Annotated in this window: 20 protein-coding genes and 2 pseudogenes; 11 read left to right on the top strand and 11 right to left on the bottom strand. The window is 37.6% G+C overall.

Translation table 11 applies throughout. The features are described 5' to 3' along the window. Positions 1 to 1,034: 1,034 nt before the first annotated feature. A pseudogene (locus tag SAGCYANO_RS51105) lies at positions 1,035 to 1,307 on the bottom strand (CVNH domain-containing protein); the annotation flags it as partial. A gap of 110 nt (positions 1,308 to 1,417) precedes the next feature. Here SAGCYANO_RS51105 and SAGCYANO_RS39115 point away from each other — a divergent pair. Beyond that, positions 1,418 to 1,597, top strand: coding sequence for a hypothetical protein (locus tag SAGCYANO_RS39115; RefSeq protein ID WP_202224952.1), 180 nt, complete (start codon positions 1,418 to 1,420; stop codon positions 1,595 to 1,597). Between the two features lie 236 nt (positions 1,598 to 1,833). Next, positions 1,834 to 2,043, top strand: a complete 210-nt coding sequence (locus SAGCYANO_RS39110; protein WP_202224951.1) for a hypothetical protein — start codon at positions 1,834 to 1,836, stop codon at positions 2,041 to 2,043. Between the two features lie 359 nt (positions 2,044 to 2,402). Here SAGCYANO_RS39110 and SAGCYANO_RS39105 read toward each other — a convergent pair whose 3' ends face one another. Together SAGCYANO_RS39105 and SAGCYANO_RS39100 are read right to left on the bottom strand one after the other, a co-directional pair. Beyond that, the gene (locus SAGCYANO_RS39105; protein ID WP_255502877.1) at positions 2,403 to 2,714 is read right to left on the bottom strand and encodes a DMT family protein; all 312 of its coding nucleotides are present in this window, start codon (positions 2,712 to 2,714) and stop codon (positions 2,403 to 2,405) included. A 190-nt stretch (positions 2,715 to 2,904) separates the two neighbouring features. Beyond that, positions 2,905 to 3,237: a hypothetical protein gene (locus SAGCYANO_RS39100; RefSeq protein ID WP_202224949.1), complete on the bottom strand. Its 333-nt coding sequence runs from the start codon at positions 3,235 to 3,237 to the stop codon at positions 2,905 to 2,907. 292 nt (positions 3,238 to 3,529) lie between these two features. On the opposite strand from SAGCYANO_RS39100, the gene SAGCYANO_RS39095 reads away from it, so the two are divergent. From SAGCYANO_RS39095 to SAGCYANO_RS39085, 3 genes are all read left to right on the top strand, one after another. Then, complete coding sequence (locus SAGCYANO_RS39095; protein ID WP_202224948.1) at positions 3,530 to 4,327, top strand: class I SAM-dependent methyltransferase; 798 nt, start codon at positions 3,530 to 3,532, stop codon at positions 4,325 to 4,327. 517 nt (positions 4,328 to 4,844) lie between these two features. Beyond that, entirely contained in the window at positions 4,845 to 5,684 is an 840-nt protein-coding gene (locus tag SAGCYANO_RS39090) for a hypothetical protein (protein ID WP_202224947.1), read from the top strand. 229 nt (positions 5,685 to 5,913) lie between these two features. Continuing rightward, positions 5,914 to 6,744, top strand: coding sequence for a hypothetical protein (locus SAGCYANO_RS39085; protein WP_202224946.1), 831 nt, complete (start codon positions 5,914 to 5,916; stop codon positions 6,742 to 6,744). A gap of 319 nt (positions 6,745 to 7,063) precedes the next feature. Here the strand turns inward: SAGCYANO_RS39085 and SAGCYANO_RS39080 are convergent, their stop codons facing one another. Then, on the bottom strand, positions 7,064 to 7,321 hold the full coding sequence (locus tag SAGCYANO_RS39080) for a hypothetical protein (RefSeq protein ID WP_202224945.1): 258 nt from the start codon (positions 7,319 to 7,321) through the stop codon (positions 7,064 to 7,066). A 10-nt stretch (positions 7,322 to 7,331) separates the two neighbouring features. Between SAGCYANO_RS39080 and SAGCYANO_RS39075 the strand changes: the two genes are divergently transcribed. Further along, positions 7,332 to 7,478, top strand: a complete 147-nt coding sequence (locus SAGCYANO_RS39075) for a hypothetical protein (RefSeq protein WP_202224944.1) — start codon at positions 7,332 to 7,334, stop codon at positions 7,476 to 7,478. A 48-nt stretch (positions 7,479 to 7,526) separates the two neighbouring features. Here SAGCYANO_RS39075 and SAGCYANO_RS39070 read toward each other — a convergent pair. From SAGCYANO_RS39070 to SAGCYANO_RS39060, 3 genes and pseudogenes are all read right to left on the bottom strand, one after another. Further along, positions 7,527 to 7,715 (bottom strand): annotated as a pseudogene (locus SAGCYANO_RS39070) (DUF433 domain-containing protein); the annotation flags it as partial. Positions 7,716 to 7,732: 17 nt separating this feature from the next. Continuing rightward, positions 7,733 to 8,158 (bottom strand): type II toxin-antitoxin system VapC family toxin, encoded by a 426-nt coding sequence (locus SAGCYANO_RS39065; RefSeq protein ID WP_202224942.1) that lies wholly within the window; start codon positions 8,156 to 8,158, stop codon positions 7,733 to 7,735. After that, positions 8,131 to 8,421, bottom strand: a complete 291-nt coding sequence (locus SAGCYANO_RS39060) for a hypothetical protein (RefSeq protein WP_202224941.1) — start codon at positions 8,419 to 8,421, stop codon at positions 8,131 to 8,133. The genes SAGCYANO_RS39065 and SAGCYANO_RS39060 overlap by 28 nt, the downstream gene beginning before the upstream one ends. Before the next feature lies 1 nt (position 8,422). Here SAGCYANO_RS39060 and SAGCYANO_RS39055 point away from each other — a divergent pair, with 1 nt between their 5' ends. The 4 genes from SAGCYANO_RS39055 to SAGCYANO_RS39045 all read left to right on the top strand — a co-directional run bounded on the left by SAGCYANO_RS39055 (position 8,423) and on the right by SAGCYANO_RS39045 (position 9,700). Further along, positions 8,423 to 8,593, top strand: coding sequence for a hypothetical protein (locus SAGCYANO_RS39055; RefSeq protein WP_202224940.1), 171 nt, complete (start codon positions 8,423 to 8,425; stop codon positions 8,591 to 8,593). 219 nt (positions 8,594 to 8,812) lie between these two features. Beyond that, positions 8,813 to 9,004, top strand: a complete 192-nt coding sequence (locus SAGCYANO_RS48610) for a transposase (protein ID WP_255502876.1) — start codon at positions 8,813 to 8,815, stop codon at positions 9,002 to 9,004. 32 nt (positions 9,005 to 9,036) lie between these two features. Beyond that, positions 9,037 to 9,213, top strand: coding sequence for a transposase (locus SAGCYANO_RS48605; protein WP_255502875.1), 177 nt, complete (start codon positions 9,037 to 9,039; stop codon positions 9,211 to 9,213). A 313-nt stretch (positions 9,214 to 9,526) separates the two neighbouring features. Next, complete coding sequence (locus tag SAGCYANO_RS39045; protein WP_202224939.1) at positions 9,527 to 9,700, top strand: hypothetical protein; 174 nt, start codon at positions 9,527 to 9,529, stop codon at positions 9,698 to 9,700. Positions 9,701 to 9,776: 76 nt separating this feature from the next. Here the strand turns inward: SAGCYANO_RS39045 and SAGCYANO_RS39040 are convergent, their stop codons facing one another. Next, positions 9,777 to 10,037 carry a hypothetical protein gene (locus SAGCYANO_RS39040; protein WP_202224938.1) on the bottom strand — a complete coding sequence of 87 codons (261 nt, stop codon included), beginning with the start codon at positions 10,035 to 10,037 and terminating at the stop codon, positions 9,777 to 9,779. Between the two features lie 998 nt (positions 10,038 to 11,035). Continuing rightward, positions 11,036 to 11,176, bottom strand: a complete 141-nt coding sequence (locus tag SAGCYANO_RS39030; protein WP_202224936.1) for a hypothetical protein — start codon at positions 11,174 to 11,176, stop codon at positions 11,036 to 11,038. 444 nt (positions 11,177 to 11,620) lie between these two features. Here SAGCYANO_RS39030 and modB point away from each other — a divergent pair, with 444 nt between their 5' ends. Next, positions 11,621 to 13,516, top strand: a complete 1,896-nt coding sequence (modB, locus tag SAGCYANO_RS39025; protein WP_202224935.1) for a molybdate ABC transporter permease subunit — start codon at positions 11,621 to 11,623, stop codon at positions 13,514 to 13,516. Positions 13,517 to 14,456: 940 nt separating this feature from the next. Here the strand turns inward: modB and SAGCYANO_RS39020 are convergent. Further along, positions 14,457 to 16,313 (bottom strand): adenylate/guanylate cyclase domain-containing protein, encoded by a 1,857-nt coding sequence (locus tag SAGCYANO_RS39020; RefSeq protein WP_202224934.1) that lies wholly within the window; start codon positions 16,311 to 16,313, stop codon positions 14,457 to 14,459. After that, positions 16,289 to 19,602, bottom strand: a 3,314-nt coding sequence (locus SAGCYANO_RS39015) for an AAA family ATPase (protein ID WP_202224933.1), incomplete at its 5' end; no start/stop codon positions are given. The genes SAGCYANO_RS39020 and SAGCYANO_RS39015, both read right to left, overlap by 25 nt.

Raw genomic sequence — 19,602 nt, 5'->3', positions numbered from 1 at the left:
GGAATGCTGCGCAAACAGAGGTCAGCTAGCCTCATAAGGTCGGAACTTTCCGTTTGTCATGCTACGCAAACGTTAACAGCTATCAGCTTTATTACTTTTAGTGGACAATTGAAGCTGGTTATTCTTGTGCTTCAATTCTTTGTTTAAAAATGTAGTAGAAGTTAAGCAAGTGCTTGCTTCATTCATTAAAAAGCCGTTTGCGCAGCATCACAAACGGAAGAGCTGACCGCGAGCTAGTTGAATGCACCCGTCCTAAAAGTAAAAGCAACTGCTATATTTTGACTAACAAAAATTTGACAGCAACAACAGTTAGAGAATCTGGTTCTCAATTAAATTTGTAAAAGCTCGACAGTTTTATTTAACTTTACATATTGTCATATTAAACTTTATTGGTTGGTATTGTTGACTAACAAAAATTTGACAGCAATGACAGTTAGAGAATCTGGTTCTCCATTAAATTGGTAAAAGCTCGACAGTTTTATTTAACTTTGACATAATGTCATATTAAACTTTTTGTGGGAATTTAGGAATTAATTTAACAATTTTTTATAATTATGATTTTTCTCTACCAACCCTAAATAATTCGTCAAATTAATTGTCACCTATTGCCTCGTATAAGCTTTAGTGTTCACACCTATATATCAAATCCGGTTGAATACTTACTATATAGTTGAGAGTAGGGGACCAGTCTACCCCTCCTCCCAGGAGGGGAAGAGGGGAGTGGGGGAGATTAGATAGACATCTCCAATAATAAAAATCAATATCTATATCGTACAGAAATTATCAATTATTTCCTGTAGGGACGTTCCTAGGAACGTCCCTACTCCATAAGCGTGGAAGAGATGTCTAATATTGAAGTAATTTAAGAAATTATCAACAAATATTATATAACCGGATTCTATGTCCAATTAACCGGATTTGATATAAAATAGAACTACCGGATACTCCCTTTCAAAGCTAATGATAAAACCCCGTCTTTAAGGACAAGGTTTTAAATAAGTATTCAAACGGACATGATATAAATCACAAACAATTTAGCTACCATACTGTAAGTTTCCGTCAATGTTTTCAATATCTTCCAAAACTAGAGCAGTACGTTTGCTGGATTGATCCCTTCTTCGACATTTTGCAGCAAGAATCGGCCCTTTTTTACGTATTTTAATGGATACTTTTCTACAACTTTTCTGAAAAGTCGAGGCTTGAGTTAAGGGATATTGTTCAAGATTTCCATCAATATTTTCTATTCCTTTGAGACGCAAACAAGTTTGATGGGGAAGTTGATTTCTTTGACGACAAACAGCACTTAAAGTGGGGTGATTAACTGTTGAATGAAAATTGTAAAAGCGTAGTTGCTATTATAAGAAAAGTGTTGTAATATTAAACAGGTACAGGACTTAAGATGAATTATCGCGGGTGAATGCGACTTGTTGACAGACATATTATTAACCGAACACATAACTTTTTGCGGGTGTGTGATGAGTTAGCCTTTAAATCAAAAAACTTGTACAACCTGGCTAATTATTATTGTCGTCAGCATTTTTTCACTTTTCTCAAAAAGTCTGGATTTAACCGAGCTATACCACGCCACCAAAGATAGCGATGCCTATAGATCATTACCAACAAAAGTATCAAAACAAATAATAAAATGCTTGGTTGCAACTTGGCGTGGTTATTTTCAGGCAATCAAAGAATGGTCGCGCACATCCAGGGAAGTTTTTGGGTAAACCTAGAATACCAAAGTATAAGAATAAAACTCAAGGTAGAAATGTAGTTATATATTCAAAGTAATCAGTCTATAAAGCCCCTCTAAAAGATGGTATTTGTCACTTATCTATGAGTGATATCAAAATACCTGTAGTTGTGGATACTGTAATCGAAGTCAGGATAGTACCTGCTACGAGCTGCTATATAATTGAAGTAGTGTATGAAAAAACTCTTCAGCCACAAATACACTCAACATATGTAGCCGGAATAGACTTAGGAATTGACAGTAAGGTAGCTCTATCTACAAAGCCAGCCTGGTGTCAAACCACTGCTGATTAACGGGAAGCCACTAAAAAGCGTCAATCAACTATATAACAAGCGTAAAGCTAAGTACCAAAGTAACCTCAAAGGCAACAGAAAAACCAGTCGGATATATTGAAGCATTAAGTTATCATAGAAATCGTTTTGTGGAGAATTATCTGCATAACACCAGTTTCTTAGTGGCCCTTGTATTTAACCACTAATAATATCGGTACTGTAGTAATTGGAAAAAATGATAACTGGAAACTCGTTTATGCTGGTGCGGCAGAAACAGAAAGTCTCTAACAGTGATGCTAGGGAATCCCGCGCTGTCTCGTGATAGCAGCGTCGGGAGGATGTCAACTAACGAACATTGCGAAAGATAAAATAAACCGCTCCTAATAAACAAATAGAAGCCAAAATATAATCTTTTTTATAGGTTCTTGCATCACAAAGAAACTAAAAGGAATAAAAGCAATTAAGGACATTCCTATCTGTATAATTTGCAATTTTGGTAAGCCAAGTTGAGGATAACCAATTCGGTTGGCAGGGATAAGAAATGTGTATTCACAGAAAGCAATACACCAACTTAATACTGAAGCAACGTACCAAGGACGATGATTCAAGTATTTTAAATGTGAATACCAAGCCATTATCATAAATGAATTGGAAATTATATATAAAAAAATAACTTTTCCTAAGACTGACATCAAGTTTATATAAAATTAGATAGAGGATTTAACTAGGATACTCCAGAGAGAAAATAATCAATATTTAACAATACAGAGTTTGACAGTGAATTGCTCTCAACAAAATTAATAACTGATAATTGATAAAGAAGGGGATTATGATTGCAAATAAAAATCATTAATCCCCCTTTATTTAATATAATCAATATAATTAGGCGTTTCTTGCTGCAACTCGTAACTGATTTAGTTCATCTGCTAACTGAGGTAGTCGTCTCTTACCTTCTTTGTCTAAAGTATGTCTACTTTCTATCCAATCTTTAAGTAACTGTTGTTCTTCAGCCTCATCGCCTTTGTCCATTGACATAAACCGATAAAAGTAGGAGATATCAAACTCAAGATAGTGGCTGAGGATATCAAAGGGAGCAACAGTCCAATCAATTTGCCAAACCTGTTTTGCCAGACCAAAAACAACTCTTGCTGTAGGCTCATCTTTATATTTTGCTATGGCAGCATTAAGAGCTTGTAATAGACTTTCCTTATTCATTGAGACATCTCCAAAAAGATTACATTTCCTTTATAAACTATTTAGATACATCTTTATGTGTAAAATTATTACCATTATTTGCATAATTGTTACATTTATCTAACTTTTATTGCAGGGCAAAGAAACCTGAAAACTAGAAAAAAAATTATCATAACATAATTTGACATCACCTAACGGTAAATAAAGATTTGTAAATAAACTAAATAAAATATTATAAAATATTAAAGAGTCGAGCAATTGTTCCAAAAAAATAATAGAGTAAACAAATGCCAAACCTAACTAAAATGAAGCAGTGAAAATTAGCCATGCTCCTTTTGATTATCAAGCTGAAAGCTACGATTCGCGAGCAGGATTATCCCCAGAAATTTGTGATGCCATTGCTCAGAAAATACTGGCGATCGCCCAAGTACAACCCAATGATTTAATAGTAGAAATTGGTGCAGGAACAGGTATAATTGGAGAGTGGTTAATTCAGTCATCCTGTGAATATTTGGGGCTTGATATTTCCGAGCAAATGCTTGACATATTCCGCCAAAAGTTGGATGATAAACAACAAAATTGGCAGTTAAAACAAGCAGATGCTAATCAGGTTTTGCCAGTGCCTGATAGTAGTACGAAAGTTATTTTTAGTTCCCGAACAATTCACTTACTTGAACTAGAACATATTGTCAATGAAAGCTTTCGTATTGCTGACAGACAAGGGGCAGTTTTTCTCATAGGCAGAATTCAAAGACAGCCGGATAGTGTGAGAGAAACAATGCGAAAAAAAATGCGCAACCTTCTCCAAGAACATGGGTTATCGCAACGTCAAAAAGAACAAAAACATAGCCAACTTAATGACCTATTTATAGACAGAAATTCAACAAAAATTGATCCTATTAAAGTTATCAGTTGGCAAGTAAATAATACCCCGAAACAATCTATTGATAGCTGGCAGCAAAAATCAGGATTAGCTGGAATTAATCCGCCAATAGCCGTTAAAGAATCTGTTCTCAGTGAATTAGAAATTTGGGCAAAAACCAAATTTAATAGCTTAGAAACCCCCATTGAATCAGAAGAAGCTTACATCCTTGAAGGCTTTTTTATGTAAGCATTTCCTCCGGAATGCTGCGCAAACAGCGGTCAGCTATCAGCTATCAGCTATGATTTATTAGCTCCAGGAATGGACGGACACTAAATCCAGTCAGGGCGTTAGCGGAGCTTGACGTTAGTCAATGGCATTTGCGCTCCGCAAAGCTCCGAATGACGCCCCTACATATGGCGTTTTCAAGGGGAATTTGCGTAAGTCCTGGGGTCATTATCACACCCAAGGAGGAATTAGTATCTAAAGAAAATTAAAACTTATGTTTGCGCAGAATGACCAAGGAAAAGCTGAATGCTTTTTGCGCAGCATTCCGGAATGGAAACGCTAATAGCTGTTTGCGCAGCATGACCTAGGAAATGCTTACAATCAAACATTAACAGGAGTTACGCAGAAAAACTAAATCTAGTGAGGGCAAATGCCATTTGCTAACGCAAAGCTCCGCTAACGTCCCTAAAGATGGTGATTTAAAAGTCAATTTGTGTAAGTCCTGACTAAAAAATTCAATCTTAATTACTGAATACTTATGAATCTGCAAACTCCAGTCAAAGACAGTCAATTACTTTCGGAATTAGGTAAATCTTTAGTAACAGGTTCCCTCAGTAACCAACAAGTTTTATCCGAAACAGAAAAAGAAGCACCGATTAAGATTTTACCCAGTGCAAATGTATTGAAAATTGGCGGACAAAGCTTTATAGATAGAGGTAAAGCTGCTGTATTTCCTTTAATAGAAGAAATAGCCGAAAATTTAGGCAGCCATGAAATGATTCTTGGTACGGGTGGAGGTACTCGCGCTCGTCATGCTTACAGTGTGGGAGTAGATTTAGGACTACCCACGGGAGTATTAAGTGTCTTAGGAACTTTTGTGAGTATGCAAAACGCTCGGATACTTTATTATCTGCTAGCAAAGCATGGTATTCCTTTTATTGAACCAGTGCAGTTTGGGCAAATGGCACACTATTTAAAAGAAAGAGGAGCTGTGATTTTCTTTGGAATGCCTCCCTATACATTTTGGCATGAAAATCCTAAAATTGGCCGTATTCCTCCCCATAGAACTGATACTGGTTCCTATTTAGTTAGTGAAGTTTTTGGTGCAAAATCTATGATTTTCATCAAAGATGAGGAAGGGTTATATACTGCCGATCCGAAAAAAGATCCCAGTGCTAAGTTTATCAAAAGAATTTCGGTGAAGGAATTAAAAGAGTTAGATTTACAAGATGTGGTGGTAGAACGTCCTGTGTTAGACTTCATGGAAATTGCTAAGAACCGCCGTTCTATTCGCATCATTAATGGATTGGTAAAAGGCAACTTAACTCGCGCTCTTAATGGAGAAGATATCGGCACAGAAATTTATGTTGATAGCTGATAAGAAGTTAAAATTCAAAAGTCAAAAGTCAAAAGTCAATAAAATTCAAAATTCAAAAGTCAAAAGTCAAAAGTAATCATAGGAAGTTAAAAGTTAGAAGTAATCTTTGGCTAAGTTCCAGCATTTAGCAATCTCAGGTATCTAAATACCAAGTGCTATAACTGATAACTGATAACTGATAACTGATGACTGATGACTGATGAGTGATAACTGAACATAGGTAATTATTATGACAACTGCATTAGAAGGCAATGGCGATCGCCGACATCATCTTGACTCCCTGTTAATGCGAGAAAGCTTACTCGACAAAGAGGTACAAAAATCCACTGAAGCACCAGTTATTCGGATGCTTCCTGATACTTATGTGGTCAAAATAGGAGGGCGTTCCATTCTTGATAAAGGACGAAGTGCTACCTATCCCGTCCGTGACGCATTAGGAACTTTGTTAGAGTCAAAAAAACTAATTATTGGCACAGGAGGAGGCGCTAGAACTCGCCATGTCTTCTCCATAGGTTTAGATCTGGGAATGCCTTCTGGTGTATTAGCAGAACTAGCTCAAGCAGATGCTTTGGGAAATGCCCACGTTCTCGGTGCATTGTTAGCTCCATACGGGGTAGTTGCCATTCCTCCAGAAGTTTTCGGACATCTTTTACCCCTATTTATTCGTAGTGTTCCTGGAGTGATTTTTACAGGAGTTCCTCCATATTCATTATGGGAACATCCTCCTGCTATTGGACGCATTCCTCCTCATGGTAGCGACTCAGGTGCATTTTTATTAGCAGAATGTTTTGGGTGTCAAAGTGTAACTTTGGTTAAAGATGTAAATGGACTTTACGATCAAGACCCTAATATCAATAAAGATGCAAACTTTATCTCAGAAATTTCCACAGAGGAAGTGAGAAAAGGTGATTTTGCTAGCTTACCATTTGAACGCATTTTGTTAGATTTACTTGATTATTCCCGACAAATAAGTCAAGTTCAAATTGTTAATGGTCTTGACCCAGATAATATTATTGCGGCAGTGAATGGTGAACATGTAGGAACTATTGTTCATCGCTAAAATAATCCTCGGTGGTAATGCAGCTTTCATGGTAAAGGAAGCAACGGGAGTGTGGGGAAATTGGGAGATGAGTAATATCATGTCCGGATAATAGCGTGATGAAAAAACTTATCACGAGTGCTTAAACAGTAAATCTTTCTATTTTCCCTACTCCCCTACTCCCCTACTCCCTACTCCCCTACTCCCCTACTCCCTACTCCCCTACTCCCCTAATACCTTAATAATAAGTATTCAACCGGACATGATATAAATGGGGAGTGTGGAAGAAATTAAAAAATATATATCCTCTTGGTTTATTCCCCTATTTCAAAAAAACTATTTAACTCAACTGGTCAGGATCGATACCCAACTCTCGCAGTTTTGCTGCCAAGCGTTCTGCTCGTTGCTCCGCATTGGTAGCTCGTTGCTTGGCCTTCTCTTCTGGAGTCAGTATCAAATCTCCTTCTGGGGTCATCCACCGCAACCAGAGTCTATTTACACTATTAAAACTACCCTGCCACAAACCCAGACTTATTTCTATATCAGGAAGCAACAAACGTCCCTCATTTAACTCTGCTCTTTGGTAGCGATCGCCCACCAATATAATTTTGGCTTTGCTGATCCCCCTACCCTATACATCAGTTTCTTTGGCAAAAATGCAGCAGTGGCAACAAGAAAATGCCGAACTAATAGTCCCCAGTTTGTGGAGTTACGAAATAGTTTCTAGTCTCGGGAAGGGAATGTTCATTAATTGATAATGGATAATTGATAATTGATAATTACCTCTGGTTAAAACCGAGAGGATTGAAAATATAGTAGAGGATGGTAGCGTAAACATCTTCCAGGGTAATAGTCTCAAATTGTTCAGCAATTTCTTCAGGAGTTTTAGCACGATAAATGTATTCATAGAGAACACTTTCGATACCAATGCGGCTACCTTTGATGCGGATATCATCAGGCGCTAGGAAGTTGAAATAGTCTTGGATTTGCATTATTGCTTATTAAAAAATTACGGCATAATCTCAAAAAATTGACAATGCTTAGGTCGAAATAGCTGAAAATCTCTTCGATCTAAAGTCAAGACTTTCGTAATTTCCAAACGTTCTGCTATTGCCATGACGCTAGCATCTACAAAATCAATTCTACTGTCTTGATATATCTCCAAAATTTCTGCCACTCGCAACAAATCTTCTGAAGTTAATGCTAATATCATAAATCGACTATCCAGTAAATAACGCAAGCTGGTCGCTACCATCATTGTGCTAACTTCACGACCTACTAAATAAGCAACTTCAGCTAATACTGTTTGGGGTAATAAAATTTGTTGTTGCTGCCTATAAATCTCTGCTACTTCAAGATGTCTAATATCTTTTTGATTCATCAAAGCTACAACAAAACCAGTATCTGCTATTGAGAAATTTCTTTGTAAGACCATCCTGATTTTTCTTTGATTTCTCCTTGTAAAATTTCCTCAGAATTAGTAGCTAAATCTGGGGAAGCAGCAAATAAACCAATTAAAGGTTCGGTTTCTAAGTCCCTATTTTGATGGCTAAATTCTAGATCGGGTTGGGATTGATAATTAGCAGATTTTGTTTGCTCTTTCATTTGAGCTATGATTTTTTCCATAAGCCATATTTTCTCATCTAAGGATAAGTTATTAATAGCATTCTCTAGCTGAAGCAATTTAGATGAAACCATTATGATTTTTGTGATTATAGAAAATAAATTACATCATACGGTTATGATTATAACACAATACGCTTTCCTTTCTCTGCAAAAGAAGAGCGATCGCCAGAATATCTTCCTAACAAACAAGCGATCGCTGATTCCTGATATTTTCGGACGAGCAGAATACTCGCCCTGCTTATAGCTGAAGTCTGAAGTTTAGAAGTAAGGAGTTATAGCAGATTCCACCAATCTCAGTGCGAGCATCTTGCTCGCGCGCGATTTAATTATTAAATCTTCTCAGTGCGATTTTTCGGGAACCGTGCATCTTGCTCGCGCGCGGGTGTACCTCAAAATGAGAGAATAAGTTAACGCCCGCACTTTTTCCAATAAAATAAGGTCTCACTGATAACTGATAACTGATATGCCTCGTCTACCTAGAAATCTACCCTCTAATTGCACCTTCCACACTACGGTGCGCTGCAACAATAAAGAATTTAATTTGGCCAAACGTGCCACCCGAGAACTTTTATTAGAGGTTATTGCTAAGGCGAAGAAGAAATTTGAGTTTAAGCTTTATGCTCTCTGCATTATGCGAATATTCATTATTTATTAGCGCCAGAAAACCCAGAAGAGTTACCTAAGCTGATGCACTGGCTAAACTGGTATAGCGCTATGGTGTTGAATCAATTTTTGCATCGCACTGGACATTTTTGGGAGCAACGGTATTTCAGTGAGGCCATTCCTAACAGCGATCGCGACCGAATTCTCAAAACTCTGCGCTATATCCATGCCAACCCCAAAGCTGCAGGGTTTACCGAATAATTAATAATTAATAATTAATAATTAACAATTAAATATAGCAATTCCTACAGTTATGAAGTAAAGTTATGATCCCCCTAAATCCCCCTTAAAAAGGGGGACTTCCAGTTCCCCCCAACTCATCGGGGGGTTAGGGGGGATCGAAAGAACCGTACCTCACGAGCTTGGGAAATGCTATAACTCAGGTTGAAAGCTTCCCCTTTCAAGGGAAAAAAAGAAACTTTTTTCTTTGATCCTCAATCCTCTCCCTAAAAAGAAGATGTAATTATTAATTATTAATTATTAATTATTAATTGTTGAAGGTAGTTATGCACAAATGACTAAGGGTTATCAGGCCAAACCAAGGGGTAGGGAAGGAGTTCCTGGACAACTGAACTTAGACCTAGAGGGGTACCAGGAGGTGTACCAGGTAGACCCGTTGGGAAGTTGGTTTGGCTCAAAGGCTGCCCATACATTTATTACAGCAAATGGGGCGGCGATGATGGGGTAGCCACAGAGCCACAGGGTGAGTCGGTGATGCTAATATTACACCAACACAGTTGTTCAGTTCTTTCCCCTTATCCTCCTCACCAATCGCATTCCAAATAATATCCTTCTTCTTCCTCCTCCCACGACACTGCACCATATTCCTCACAAATATCAACAACTTTAAAAAAATTTTTTAAATTACTCACTTCAAACTCACATTCAACCCAATCATTACCCAATTTACACTTTATTATTTTATAATTTTGTTTATTTGCAGAAATATAATCATAAAAGCTATATAAGTCCGCCCTAGCTGGAGCTGCTAAAAAACTCCAACCAACCAAACCAACCAACACCATGAGTAAAGCTATAACGCTTGTAAATATTTTTTCATTTATTTTTGCTCAACCTAATTTTTTTATAAGAATAACATAAATTAACTTTTTTCTTGTGCTTGAAAAATTTTCATTTGAGTAGACCACAGTAGGGACGTTCCATGGAACGTCCCTACAATTGAAAGGGTTTAAGATGTGGTTCATCAATTTGAAAAGCGCTGAAATATACTCTATTAGTTTTTACTATCCCGACCCGGTTCGCAGCAATAATATATAGTGCCATATAGTGCCTTTGCGTAAGTCCTGATGATATTATGTAATCCATGCTACTAGACCGTTTCATCTAAAATGGTGTATTAGATGGGGAGTGTGGGGAGGGTGGGAAGTGTGGGGAGGGTGGGGAGATGGGGAGATGGGGAGATAGGGAGATGGGGAGATGGGGAGAAAGATTATTGTTGGGTTTATCCGTAGGATAAGCTGCGAATATCCTCCCGATACCAAACCTACATCTATTGCAACATTTAAGATGAAACAATCCAGTAGTATGGATACTATGGCTACCCAGATGTTACTGGAGAAAATATTTGGGAGTTGTTGGGGCGGTGTTGTGGTTTCGATGTATCGGAAATAGAAAAGCGATCGCTAATTCCCGATATTTTCAGGCGAGCATAACATTCACCTTACTTATAGTCCAACTGATGACTAATAACTGAAAATACGCACCTTACAAATTTGGCTGATAACTGATAACTGATAACTGATAACTGAAATAAGCGCTACACCCCTAATATAGAATCCGGTTGAATAGTTATTGTATAGTTGGGAGTAGGGGACCCACCCCTAACCCCGACCGTGGAGGGGAAGAGGGGAGTAGGGGAGTGGGGGAGTGGGGGAGATTAAATATTTAAGTAATTATAGAATTATCAACATATACTATATAACCGGATTCTATATAAAAAGAAAAAGACAACTCCTCGCCGTCATTGGGGGAGTTGCTTTTTGGACAAAATGACTAAGGGTTTTCAGGCCAAACCAAAGGGTGCAGTATTCAGCTCCAGAATATAGTCCTGGGATTCTGGATCGTATACTTCTCCATTAATATAATAATGTCTGAGACCACCTCCCGATGCTCTGGAAAAACTAACCTTTCGTGGTACATTCAAAGAACCTTCCCCAAAACTCTTAATATCACGATCGCTAATAGGTTGCAGATAATCAGGCTATTCTCCGTCAATGATATCTGGGATTTTTCCGACCGCATCACTTTCTCCCTTTACCTTGATGTAAGCTAACACTTGTCTGTTTTTTAACAATCACCTGACATTCATAGTCTCATACCTATCTTTAACAAGTTTTGATAAGAACAGCCTAACAAATTTCGCTAATTATATCATAATTTTGAGCTTTGGTAATAAATAAATTTTTATCTAGGAACCTTGAAAGAAAAGTTCCTATTTTTTGAGGGAAAAAAATCAAATATTTCTCTATCTTGTAGTCAACAAAACAGTTTATGCCAGGAAAAAAGATAGAAAATATAAAGTAATTATGGATGGTAAGTTAGACATCTCTATAAAAGATTCTGAACCTTTATTTTATTAACATAAATAATGAACTTTGACCTATCTCCTGCTTGGATTTCCCTAAAAACTGCAATAGTTACCACAGTTATTACCTTTTTCCTTGGCATAGCAGCAGCACGTTGGATGCTAGGATATCGCGGTAAAAGCAAAGGTATAATTGACGCCATCTTCACATCTCCCCTAGTATTGCCCCCAACCGTAACAGGTTTTCTATTACTATTATTATTTGGTAGAAACGGTCCCCTCGGTCAGCTACTCTCATCAATGGGGATAACATTAATTTTTACTTGGCCTGCCACCGTAATAGCAGCCACTGTTGTCTCATTCCCCCTGATGTACAAAACATCACTGGCAGCTTTTACTCAAATTGATACCAGTCTCCTTGCTTGTGCTAGAACTTTAGGCGCTTCTGAATGGACTGTATTTTGGCGCATTTTGTTACCCTTGGCAAAACCGGGAATTATTGCTGGGACATTATTAGCTTTTGCCCGATCGCTCGGTGAGTTTGGCGCTACTTTAATGTTGGCAGGTAGCATTCCTGGCAAAACAGAAACTATTCCGATAGCTATTTTCTTTGCCTCCGAAAGTGGGAATATGAATGAAGCGTTTGCCTGGGTATTAGTAATTTTAGCCATATCTCTAGGAGTAATAACTGGTGTCAACTATTGGTCAGAATCTAAAATCAAAAAACGTAGGGCAAGAAAAACAGAAAAGCAAATTGTAGATGTGCGTTCTGTACCTGTAGTAAAAACACAACCCTTGAGACTAAACTCCCACACAAACTCACAAAATCTATTTGTAGATATCCAGAAAAAATTTCCTGGGTTTCTCTTGGATGTTTGTTTCAATGCTAATGACAAACCATTGGGGTTATTAGGAGGGTCTGGCGCTGGTAAAAGTATGATTTTACGTTGCGTTGCTGGTTTGGAAACTCCTACAAGAGGTCGAATTGTTTTAAATGGACGAGTATTATTTGATTCGCAACAGAAAATAAATCTGCCCAGTCGCGATCGCCACATTGGTTATCTATTTCAAAATTATGCTCTCTTCCCCCACATGACTGTCGCGCAAAATATTGCTTTTGGTTTGCCCAAAGGTTTGTCGTCCACAGAGATTAAACAACAAGTGGAAGCTTATCTATTGGCAGTGCAGTTACCAGGATATGGCAAACGATATCCAGAAGAACTTTCGGGAGGTCAGCAACAACGGGTAGCTTTAGCACGAGCATTAGCAAGTCAACCCGATGCTTTGTTGTTAGATGAAGCTTTTTCCGCATTAGATACCCACCTGCGCCATCAGATTGAAACATTGGTTATTGCCACCCTAGAAAATTATCAAGGGGTGACTTTATTAGTAACTCACAACCTAGAGGAAGCTTACCGAATTTGCCAAAATTTGTTAGTAGTCGATGACGGAATTGCTCTTGCTCACGGTGTCAAACATGACATTTTTGAATATTCTACCAGTGTAAGAGTTGCTCAGTTAACTGGTTGTAAGAACTTTTCTCCAGCAGTAATAATTGACAACCGAAAAATAGAAGCTATTGAGTGGGGATGCAGTCTTGATATCATTGAACCTATTCCGGAATATTTTTCTCATGTTGGCATTCGTGCTCACCAGATTACTTTTAGTGAGGAGTCAAACGAACCTAATACTTTTCCTTGTTGGTTAGCAGCTATTAGTGAAACTCAACATCGAGTAACTTTGTACTTAAAGTTATATCAACCTGCAAAAAATGCTTTTGACTACCATCTACAAGCAGAAGTATTTAAGGAAAAATGGCGTGAAATTAAGAATCGTTCTTTTCCTTGGCAGGTTTGTCTTCAACCCTCGCGTTTGTTGTTACTGGAAGGAACTATAACAGAAGAAGGAAGAAAGAAGGAAGTTATAAGTTATAAGTCAAAAGTCAAAAGTCAAAAGTAAGGGTAGTGCGTCAAGGAAGTGTGGGGAGGGTGGGGACCCACCCCTCGCCCCTCCCCGACCGTGGAGGGGAATGTGAGAAGCGTGGGAAGACCCTCGAAAGTAGGAGGAATAATTGTACCTGTATCTTTTTGGGAAGTGTCTCTCACCCGTCCTAACTTTTTAGTCTTAAAGGCTGAAAAATTTGCACCCCCTTCGCGACAAAAATGCGCTCAAGCTTTATATATCAGTGCTTTTAGATTATATAGGCCAGCCCTACTTACTTATCCCACACTTTACGCTCTGCACAACCGAATTTTTTTGCCCAACTCTCGCCCAAAATACGCTCTTTCTTTGAGCATGAAGAGCTGAAAACCAGGTAAAATTTCTAGACCTAAAAAGTCTAAAACCTTTACCTGTAAATGCTTTGAAATTTATTCAGCAAGCCCTAAATAGACATTTTCTGCCTTCTGTCTTCTGTCTTCTGTCTTCTGCGTGCCCTAAAACTTAAAATCTGATATCAAATCTGGATAATACCAAATTGAAAAAAGAATGTTACAAATAAACTGGCTAGTCAATAACTAATAATCCACCTAAAACCTAAAACCTAGCACCTTCATTAATGGATAATTGATAATTACCTCTGGTTAAAACCGAGAGGATTAAAAATAAGGAAATTTAATTATTAATTATTAATTATTCGGTAAACAAACCTTCCCCATGAGCCAAAATTCATATTCCTCGTTGCGCTCCTGCATTTTCAATGAGAATATCCATTACAGCGCTTTTCAAATTGATGAACCACATCGTCAAACAAAAATCCTGTAAGGGCGCAATTCTAAGCTTTGCGGAGCGCAAATGCCATTCGCCCCTACTGTGGTTTACTGAAATGAAAACCGCTGTAAAGTTGCCAGCAATTTTTCCAAAACAATCTCATTATTAATTATTAATTATTAATTATTAATTATTGAAGACCCTGACAACGTTCGAGATAACTATAAATAACCCGATCGCCCTGACCATATTCTAAGCATTCTTGAAATAAATCTGTTGCTTCTGGAAATAACTCTTGATGAAATAACAATACTGCCCTTTCAAACTTCTGTTTCGTAGCAATTTTGACATCTCGTAATTCTGGTGGGTCGGCAGAAAAGACTTCAAATAAACCAACCGCTTTAGCTTTGCCTTTAGCTTTCACTTGTTCGATAAATCGCAAATCGTATTCCAAGGGATTATTCAAACGAGCCAAAGTTTGATGGGTAATTAACAGGGAAACCCCATAAGTTTTGGTCAACTCTTCCACTCGCGAGGAGAGATTCACCGCATCCCCGATCGCTGTTCCGTCCATACGCCCAAATCCCCCTACAGTCCCTAAAATCAACCTACCTGTATGTAAACCAATACCAATACTAATGGGTTTGAGATTCTTTTGTTGTCGCTCTGAATTGTATGTTTTCAACTCTTGCAACATGGCGATCGCCCCTTTAACCGCATCATCGGCAGAATTGGGAAACAATGCCATGATGGCATCACCGATATATTTATCAATAAACCCACCATGAGCTTGAATTTGGGGTTCCATATAACCGAGATATTCATTAATAAAAGCAAAATTTTGCGCTGGAGTAATTTGTTCGGAGATCGTGGTAAAATCCCGAATATCCGAGAATAAGACTGTCATTTCCCGTTCCACTTGATTTCCTAGTTTCACATCCACAATACTGTCTTTGTCTAAAAAGCTGAGAAACTGAGCCGGAACAAAACGCTCATAAGCCTGACTTAATTTAGTTATATTGTTATACAGTTGGGCATTTTCTAATGAAATTGCTGCTTGAGTAGCAATAGTTCGTAACAATGCCATGCGTTCTCTGCTAAAAGCTCCAGTAGTCAGGTTATTTTCTAGATAAATAATGCCTTGGAGTTTACCTTGATTGATTAAAGGAGTGCAGGCAATAGACTGACATTGATATTGTTGAATGTAGGTATCATCAGTAAAATTCCCTTCACGAGTAGCATTGTTCAAAACAATAGTTTTACAAGTACGGGCAACATAATACACAATTTTTGATGCCACCATTTTAAATTCAGACAGAGGAATAGACTGCAATAGAGAAACTTTCTCAGAGTATTCTTCCTTCGTTGCTTCAATAAATAAACCTTCCCCATGAGCCAAAATTAATATTCCTCGTTGTGCTCCTGCATTTTCAATGAGAATATCCATTAAAGTTGCCAACAATTTTTCCAAAACAATCTCACTAGAAATAGCAGTCGTAGATTTAATCACTGTAGCTAAATCTAAAAAATCAGTATCATTAAAACTGCTTGTACCCTGAACCCATGTTGTATCATAGCTTTTGTTATTAGAAGTTTTTAACAATTGAGGATAGTTTTTTTCCAGGTGCTTGACTTTTGCTATTGCTCCCCATTGACTGTAGCAGTAATGTGCTTCCATCATGTAAACGGAAGCAAGTTTTTCCTGCTGTCGGTCAAGATAAAATTTTGCTGCTAGTTCATTTGCCAGAGCTTCTTCTTGAATATATTCGTTAGTCTTAGCTCCTGATATCGCCTTGTCATATAGTTCAATTGCTTCTGCTTTTTTTCCTAAGATTCGGTATTTTTCCGCTTCCACTAAATCAACCTTATGTTGATAATTCATTGGAGCATACTTTGCCCATTGCTGTTGCAGTTCCCTTTGATTTTCTGCCACTCGTTCCATCACCTCTGAAATCTCGTTTTCGTCATCACTCAAACTTGCTAAAGCAATCAAAGAATCATAAAAATAAAATACTGGCTGAATCACAAGTCCTGAAGAACCAAGCACATATCCCTTAATTTTTCTACATATTTTTCAATAGATTCAATTTCTTCAAACAAGTAGCACAGTATCATCTTATATGTGTAAAAAAATGATAATCCTAGGGAATCATTATCAGATACCATTTGAGAAATAAATTCAGCTTCTTGGTCTGCATTTCCAGATAAAATAGTTGGATATTTAGCAATTCCCAGTAAATTTAATGTTGTTTGCCAGCAACTGCGACACCAATTAGCTGCTGTCAATTGATTCAATTGTACTAACCCATCAAAGTAAGTATGAGCTGCCTTTTCTAAAGAAGCAAGGGGTTGAGCACACCAAAAAGATTGTAAACAAAAGCCATGAGCATTGTAGCCAGCAAATACCACGTCTCCCACCTCTAAACCTATTCCATAACCCTCTTGCAAGGAAGCGAGAGCTTCTTTCATGTAAGATTTACGATGTAGGAGAAAGAACATGGTAATACATATTACCACTGGCTTTACCCCCTTGAAATCAAGTTTGGAGATTACTTGTAGTGCTAGTTGAGCAAACTTGACTGCGACATCCACATCTTGCAACATATTACAAGCAATGATGCCATAGCAGGAATAAGCATGGGCGGAAGCTTCAGTATTTCCATATTGAATAGATAGTTTGACTGACAAAAATACCAATAACGGAAATAAGAAAGAACCAGAATTGTAGCTAGGTGGCATAGTGCTAGCAGCAATCTCCACAATAGCAATTTTTTCTTTATCCTTCATCATAGGCAAATCGACCAACTTTTCTATTTCTCGATCGCCAAGCAGTAGGTAAATTTCGGAAACTGCCTCTTTAATATAATCCTGTGTCAATTTTTCGGGAAAAGTGACACCTAGTTGTTGCAAAAATTGTTGGGCAATGGCAATTGCTTCTGCTAGTTTATTTTGACCGGTATATGCTTGTATTCTAATTTGGTAAACGTTCTTTTGTTCTGGTAAAGAGCGGGTATTGGCAATGACTATCTCAATTAACTCTTCCATAGCCTCAAATTCACCACGGATAAAAGCCAATTCTGCTCCTAATTCATAGAATTCTAAAGTCATATCATATTGTTGCGGCCAAGCATTTTCTCCCAACAAAGCCAAACCAGTGCTAACATATTCACGAGCTGTTTGGTAAGCATTAGCATCTTTAGCTTTGCGGCAGGCAAACAAGTTGAGTTGAGCTAATTCATCTTGCTCTGTTTGTTGGGTAATTAAAGCTGTTCCATAGTTTAGTTGATTGACAAGTTCAAAAATCCGTTCTTCTCTGGTTTCTGGGGACATATTTTGTATCAGCACTTGTCCGATCTGATAATGAGTCTTGTTTTTTTCCTCATCGGGAATTAGAGCATAAGCAGCTTGCTGAATGCGATCATGACTGAATTTAAAAGATTGAATCAGCAGATTTTCATCTAATTCGGACTGGGGTAAAATTAAGTTGCGGTCAAGAGAAATTTTTAATAACTGAAAAGTTTCTTGGGCAGAATTTTTTCCTACCCAAGTGATAGTTTTTAAGTCAAATTCTGCTCCCAAACAGGCAGCAATAGATAAAATTTCTTGGCTTGGTTTGGGTAATTTTTGCAGCTTGCCAACCATAAATTCCACAACATTATCTGTTAACCCCCTAGCCTTTATTACTTCTATATTCCATTCCCAAACCCTTGATTTATGATTAAACTTTAGTAATTCTTCGCTATATAATCCCTGTAAAAATTCATTAACAAAGAAAGGATTTCCTCCTGTTTTTTCCCTAACCAACCAGGCTAAGTCGCAAACTTTTTCTGGATTTTGCTTCAAGGTATCACCGATTAGACAGGCAATTTGATCTACAGGTAATTTTTGCAACTTAATTTTGTTAATTGCTGCCTTGTTTTGCTTGAGCTTTTTCAGAGAAATAGCCAAAGGATGACTTGCCAAAACTTCATTATCGCGGTAAGCTCCTAAGAGTAAAAGATATTTAGTTGCTCCTGATATTAATAGCCGTTCAATCAATGTCAAAGTTGCTAAATCTGCCCATTGTAAGTCATCAATAAATAGAGTTAATGGATGCTTATTATCACAGAAACAACTAATAAAATCACCAAAAACAAGGTTGAAACGATTTTGTGCTTCATTGCCTCCTAATACGGTAACAGGAGGTTGTTTACCGATAATTAATTCGACTTCGGGAATAACATCAATGATTATTTGTCCGTTATTTCCTAATGCCTGCAATAATTTTTCTCGCCAGACCTGTAACGTAGCTTTACTTTCTCCCAATAAATGCTCAATCAACCCGCGAAAAGCTGCCACAATTGCTGAATAAGGAATGTTGCGTTGAAATTGGTCAAATTTGCCGGAGATAAAATACCCTCGACGTTCGGTGATCGGTTTGAAAAGTTCTTGCACCAGGGATGATTTACCAATACCAGAATAACCGCTCACTAACATCAGTTCTACTTTTCCTGTTTCCACAACTCTCTTAAATGTTTTCAGTAAAGTTGGTATTTCTTTTTCCCTACCATAAAGTTTTTGGGGAATTTGGAAGCGATTGGAAATATCCTGTTGGCCTAGTGGGAAAGAATTAATATTTCTTGTTATTTCTAGTTGTCGGCGACATTCTTCTAAATCTTCTTTTAACCCATCAGCACTTTGGTAACGATCCTCGGCATTTTTGGCCATTAATTTCATTACAATATCTGTAATTATTTGGGGTATTTCTATCTTGTTAAGTTTTTCTTTACTAATAATTGCCGATGGATTTTTCGCAAGATGACAATGTACTAATTCCAAAGCATCGGAACTTTCAAAAGGCAGTTGTCCCGACAGCATTTCATAAAATGTTACCCCCAGAGAATAAAAATCTGTGCGATAGTCTAACCCTCTATTCATTCTGCCTGTTTGTTCTGGGGAAATATAAGCTAGAGTTCCTTCTAAAACGTTAGGATTTTTTAGGGTAGGATTTTCTCGACTTAGTTTAGTAGAAATACCAAAGTCGATTATTTTTAGTTCTTTGGTTTCAGGATTAAAAACGATATTAGAGGGGTTGATATCTTTATGAATAATATGTTGAGCGTGAATTTGTCCCAAGCTTTCAGTAATAGCGATCGCCAGAAATAAAAATTCTTCAACAGAAATATCTGGGCGTTCTTCAAGCCATTGTTTGAGGGAAATTCCGCCAAAGTCTTCCAAAGCGATCGCATAACTTCTTTGATATTCTTCCAAGCTATAAGCTTTAATAATACTGGGAGAGTCTAACTGGCAAGTCAGATGATATTCTTGTTTGTAACGTCTAATTTGCTCGCTGGTGG

The organism is Okeania sp. KiyG1 (assembly GCF_014132355.1).
Lineage (GTDB): Bacteria > Cyanobacteriota > Cyanobacteriia > Cyanobacteriales > Microcoleaceae > Okeania.
The sequence above is the reverse complement of the archived record's forward strand: the minus strand, read 5'-3'. Positions and strand labels throughout refer to the sequence as shown.

What these genes read in the sequence shown, in the direction of transcription:
- SAGCYANO_RS39115 (WP_202224952.1), top strand. Translation starts at nt 1,418, where the DNA reads ATGCGACTTGTTGACAGACATATTATTAACCGAACACATAACTTTTTG.
- SAGCYANO_RS39110 (WP_202224951.1), top strand. Translation starts at nt 1,834, where the DNA reads ATGAGTGATATCAAAATACCTGTAGTTGTGGATACTGTAATCGAAGTC.
- SAGCYANO_RS39105 (WP_255502877.1), bottom strand. Translation starts at nt 2,714, where the DNA reads ATGTCAGTCTTAGGAAAAGTTATTTTTTTATATATAATTTCCAATTCA.
- SAGCYANO_RS39100 (WP_202224949.1), bottom strand. Translation starts at nt 3,237, where the DNA reads ATGAATAAGGAAAGTCTATTACAAGCTCTTAATGCTGCCATAGCAAAA.
- SAGCYANO_RS39090 (WP_202224947.1), top strand. Translation starts at nt 4,845, where the DNA reads ATGAATCTGCAAACTCCAGTCAAAGACAGTCAATTACTTTCGGAATTA.
- SAGCYANO_RS39085 (WP_202224946.1), top strand. Translation starts at nt 5,914, where the DNA reads ATGACAACTGCATTAGAAGGCAATGGCGATCGCCGACATCATCTTGAC.
- SAGCYANO_RS39065 (WP_202224942.1), bottom strand. Translation starts at nt 8,158, where the DNA reads ATGGTCTTACAAAGAAATTTCTCAATAGCAGATACTGGTTTTGTTGTA.
- SAGCYANO_RS39060 (WP_202224941.1), bottom strand. Translation starts at nt 8,421, where the DNA reads ATGGTTTCATCTAAATTGCTTCAGCTAGAGAATGCTATTAATAACTTA.
- SAGCYANO_RS39055 (WP_202224940.1), top strand. Translation starts at nt 8,423, where the DNA reads ATGATTTTTGTGATTATAGAAAATAAATTACATCATACGGTTATGATT.
- SAGCYANO_RS48610 (WP_255502876.1), top strand. Translation starts at nt 8,813, where the DNA reads ATGCCTCGTCTACCTAGAAATCTACCCTCTAATTGCACCTTCCACACT.
- SAGCYANO_RS48605 (WP_255502875.1), top strand. Translation starts at nt 9,037, where the DNA reads ATGCACTGGCTAAACTGGTATAGCGCTATGGTGTTGAATCAATTTTTG.
- SAGCYANO_RS39045 (WP_202224939.1), top strand. Translation starts at nt 9,527, where the DNA reads ATGACTAAGGGTTATCAGGCCAAACCAAGGGGTAGGGAAGGAGTTCCT.
- SAGCYANO_RS39040 (WP_202224938.1), bottom strand. Translation starts at nt 10,037, where the DNA reads ATGGTGTTGGTTGGTTTGGTTGGTTGGAGTTTTTTAGCAGCTCCAGCT.
- modB (WP_202224935.1), top strand. Translation starts at nt 11,621, where the DNA reads ATGAACTTTGACCTATCTCCTGCTTGGATTTCCCTAAAAACTGCAATA.